This is a genomic window from Porphyromonas levii (assembly GCF_018206105.1).
GTDB lineage: Bacteria > Bacteroidota > Bacteroidia > Bacteroidales > Porphyromonadaceae > Porphyromonas_A > Porphyromonas_A levii.
In genome coordinates, this window is sequence record NZ_JADRGN010000071.1 from 1 (window position 1) to 3,669 (window position 3,669).

Genomic DNA, 3,669 nt, shown 5'->3' on the forward strand with positions numbered 1-3,669 from the left:
CCGCATTATTTTGTCGCTCCTATTTCCTTCGTTTTTTTTCTCCAAAATTACAAATGGTTCGCCAATATCCTGCATGCGTCTCAATTCTTCAAAAAAACCACATCCCCTAATTCAGCAAGCTCTAATATAGTCTCAATCCACAGGTAGAATTATTCTCGACTGTAGTACGAAAACCACCCAGATGAGGATAATATGGCACAGTACAGAGTAGATTAGTGGATAGGTATTATATAGGGATCTACCCTCTAGGTCTTCCCTACTCTCATTGATTGTACTCTAGAGAGCGGGAAAAGTCTCTCCCGGGAGGGACTGTGCGTAATATACCGAGAGAAGAGGAGCAGTATACAACGGAACAACTGTTACTCAAGCGACAAGCTCTGTCCACAGTATTAAGAAGCTAATAGGAAAAGGTTTGGTCACCTAGAATATTCTTCGTAAATTTGCCACCGCATCGATAAGTAGATGCATAGTTAAGTTAAACATATAATACAACATTTCAGGAGTTTATGATTATTGTAGAAATCAAGCAAGGCGAGAACATCGAGAGAGCACTCAAGAGGTTTAAGAGGAAATTCGACCGCACTGGTACTATGCGTCAGCTACGCACCCGTCGTGAGTTCCAGAAGCCCTCTGCCCTGAAGCGCCGCAAGATGGAGAAGGCTCGCTACGTGCAGCAGCTACGTCAGATGGAAGACTAAGCCTGCTCAGTTACGAGCAAATATGGCTAAGTCAGAAACGGAAGATAAAATCATTTTCACCAAGGAGGTGTTGTTATAGTTATAGAGGATGACATTACTAGAAATAGTAGGTCATCCTTTTTTTTATTTACTAGTCTTCATACCGTATGAGAGAAAAGTACCAGAAAATTATTGACCAGATGAACCAAGCTGGCAGCGAGGGTAACCCTTTTTTATTCGTTTTGGACTACGAGCAGAGCGAAGGTGTATTTATTCCGAACCCTCTCCAGCAGAGTGATGTCCTCTTTGCTATTGGAGAGGTTACGAACATCAATCCTGAAGATCACCTCCAGTACGACCACGATATACCACTAATAAAGAGACCTCAGCCACTAGAAGAATACGCTAAGTGCTTTGAAACCATACAGGAGGGAATGCGAGACGGGCGCTCTATCCTTGCCAATCTTACTGTCGCTACCCCTATTGAAGTACCCCTTAGTCTTAAAGAAATACTTCTCAGCACCAATGCCAAATACAGACTATTCCTTCCCGAAGCTCACTTTGTCTGTTTCTCTCCTGAGCGTTTTGTGAAGATTGATAAGGATGGTATCATCTCTACCGACCCGATGAAAGGAACCATCCCAAGCGATATCCCAGGTGCTCCTAATGTAATCCTTAATGACTACAAAGAGACCTCGGAGCACTGCTCTGTAGTGGATTTGCTCCGTAGTGATCTATCTCGGGTAGCTGACGAGGTGGAGGTAAGTAGATTTAGGTACTTCACTGAGATAGAGACACAAGAGAAGACGATATACCAAGTAAGTTCTGAAATCAAAGGGAATCTCTCTCAAGACTGGAGCGCTAACATTGGCACAATCATCGGTGGCATGCTCCCAGCAGGCTCTATTCTCGGTGCGCCACGCGAGAGCACCCGCAAACTTATAGCTTCGGCAGAGAGCGATACACCACGTGGTTACTACTGCGGTATTTTCGGATATTATGATGGCAAGAGCCTAGACTCGTCAGTACTTATTCGCTTCATCTGTGAGGATGAGAAGCAGCAAAAGTACTACCACTCGGGTGGTGGGGTTACGATCAATAGTAAATTGGAACAAGAGTACAAAGAAGTAATCGAGAAGATTTATCTCCCACTAAGGCAAAAGTAATGGAGCGACTACTAGAGACCCTTTGCCTACTCGATGGGGAGCTACTAAACCTTCCATTCCATAAGGCAAGGGTAGAATGGTCACTGGGAGAGGAATACTCCCTTCTTTCGGTAATTGAAGCTGTCTACAGAGAGGCTAAAAGACTTGGTGCTACTCATGGGAAATGGCGTGCATCCGTCACGTATTCTGGAGACGGGATTGAGGGAATACGGCTTATTCCATACCAATTACCGCAGATTACTGGATTTCAGCTTATCGATATTCAAGAGAACTTCTACGCCAAGAAGTGGGCAGATCGAACCAGATTTGACCAGTATAAAGCCGCTCTTCCACAAGGGATAGAGCCTATATTCGTACTCGATGGCAAGGTTACCGACACCTCATTTACCAATATCATCGTAGAGCGTAATGGCCTATTGGATACCTCCGACACGCCGCTATTACAGGGGACAAAGAGGCACAAGCTCCTCACGGAGAAATCCATTCAGGCAGTTCATCTTGGCGCTGAAGAGCTGTCTACCTACGACAGGATACACCTGATCAATGCAATGGTAGACCCAGGGGAACTGATATTTCCGACTTCGGCAATCCTTTGACCAACAAGTAAGGGTGACCCATATGGTATGAGTCACCCTTACTTGTTCTTTATTCTTCAGACGTAATTACTTACGCTTTGCACTAGGCACCAACCAGGAACCATTAGCATTTTTATAAGCGATATGAAGTTCGTCGCCAGTAATCTTGATAAGACCACCCTTATCATCCTCTAGAGTAACGAGGGTATTGTCTCCCTTCTTCATCTTCACGCCTGTAATAGCAGGAATACCCTTGTTGGAGAACCTAAAGGAATAGTTGTCACCTATTTTGATGACGGTTATCTCCACATCCTTATCCACGATAGGCAACGCCCCATCTCCTAACTTAGAGAAAGTAACAAGTCCGGTATACTTACCCGTAAAGAGGAGCGCATCCTCAGGCTTATTCTGGTTACACGAAGATAGTCCTACTGCCATTAGCACCAATAAAAGAGATGCTGCCATTAGTCTTAACTGTTTCATAATTTCAATTCTCAATTAAATAGTTGAACACTGATCTGTTAACGCAAGCAAGGTAGTAAGAATTCCCCAATTAACCTCTCAAAAAAGGCTAAACTTTCTTACTTAATCTATATAAGGCTGGATTACCTCCGCCCACTTGGCGTATCCAGAGCCCATTAGATGCAATCCATCGTTGGAGAACTGCATATCCAGTTTCTCCTCATCAGGGGATACCAAATAGTGGTAAAGGTCTATAAAAGTTATACCTTTCTCTCTCGCCATTACCGATAGGCGGCAGTTAAGTGGCTTTATTTCGGACCACCGGCGCGTATGTCCAGCGAACTTCCCAGCCGCATCATTTACAGGTAGTATGCTCTGCAAGTAAATCTGCGTGCGAGGGCTCTGAGCCTGAAGGTGCTCAACAATCCGTACAATACCATTGAATACCTCATCGGTAGTCTTTCCCCGACCTAGGTCATTGATACCAATCAGTAAAAAGAGTTTTGCTGGTTGCCCCTTGATAATGACATCTAACCTATCGTATACTCCCTCTGTTGTATCGCCACTGATACCGCGATTTTTACAGCGGCTATCCCTTAATAGCTCCATCCACTCTCCACCATCCGTAATGCTATTCCCAAGAAAGATGATATCGATACTATCGGTAGGGAGCCCCTCAAATAGCGTGGCTCTCTGATAATAATACGTTGAATACTTCGCCTCTTGCGCCTGACAAGTAGCGAAAAGTAGCAATGCCACTACCCCCAACAAAACCTTCTTCATACCTAA

5 protein-coding genes are annotated in these 3,669 nt (G+C 44.5%); 3 read left to right on the top strand and 2 right to left on the bottom strand.

All coding sequences use genetic code 11. The features are described from left to right. The first annotated feature begins 506 nt into the window (after positions 1 to 506). The 3 genes from rpsU to IX315_RS09440 all read left to right on the top strand — a co-directional run bounded on the left by rpsU (position 507) and on the right by IX315_RS09440 (position 2,439). Positions 507 to 698, top strand: a complete 192-nt coding sequence (rpsU, locus tag IX315_RS09430) for a 30S ribosomal protein S21 (RefSeq protein ID WP_018359177.1) — start codon at positions 507 to 509, stop codon at positions 696 to 698. 146 nt (positions 699 to 844) lie between these two features. Then, positions 845 to 1,843: an aminodeoxychorismate synthase component I gene (locus tag IX315_RS09435; protein ID WP_026215777.1), complete on the top strand. Its 999-nt coding sequence runs from the start codon at positions 845 to 847 to the stop codon at positions 1,841 to 1,843. After that, positions 1,843 to 2,439: an aminotransferase class IV gene (locus tag IX315_RS09440; protein ID WP_018359179.1), complete on the top strand. Its 597-nt coding sequence runs from the start codon at positions 1,843 to 1,845 to the stop codon at positions 2,437 to 2,439. The genes IX315_RS09435 and IX315_RS09440 overlap by 1 nt, the downstream gene beginning before the upstream one ends. Before the next feature lie 66 nt (positions 2,440 to 2,505). Here IX315_RS09440 and IX315_RS09445 read toward each other — a convergent pair whose 3' ends face one another. After that, on the bottom strand, positions 2,506 to 2,901 hold the full coding sequence (locus IX315_RS09445; protein WP_134849559.1) for a hypothetical protein: 396 nt from the start codon (positions 2,899 to 2,901) through the stop codon (positions 2,506 to 2,508). Positions 2,902 to 3,003: 102 nt separating this feature from the next. After that, positions 3,004 to 3,663, bottom strand: coding sequence for a GDSL-type esterase/lipase family protein (locus tag IX315_RS09450; RefSeq protein ID WP_211637478.1), 660 nt, complete (start codon positions 3,661 to 3,663; stop codon positions 3,004 to 3,006). Positions 3,664 to 3,669: the final 6 nt, after the last annotated feature.

Excerpts from the sequence above, each read along its gene's own strand:
- rpsU (WP_018359177.1), top strand. The coding sequence starts at position 507 with ATGATTATTGTAGAAATCAAGCAAGGCGAGAACATCGAGAGAGCACTC.
- IX315_RS09435 (WP_026215777.1), top strand. The coding sequence starts at position 845 with ATGAGAGAAAAGTACCAGAAAATTATTGACCAGATGAACCAAGCTGGC.
- IX315_RS09440 (WP_018359179.1), top strand. The coding sequence starts at position 1,843 with ATGGAGCGACTACTAGAGACCCTTTGCCTACTCGATGGGGAGCTACTA.
- IX315_RS09445 (WP_134849559.1), bottom strand. The coding sequence starts at position 2,901 with ATGAAACAGTTAAGACTAATGGCAGCATCTCTTTTATTGGTGCTAATG.
- IX315_RS09450 (WP_211637478.1), bottom strand. The coding sequence starts at position 3,663 with ATGAAGAAGGTTTTGTTGGGGGTAGTGGCATTGCTACTTTTCGCTACT.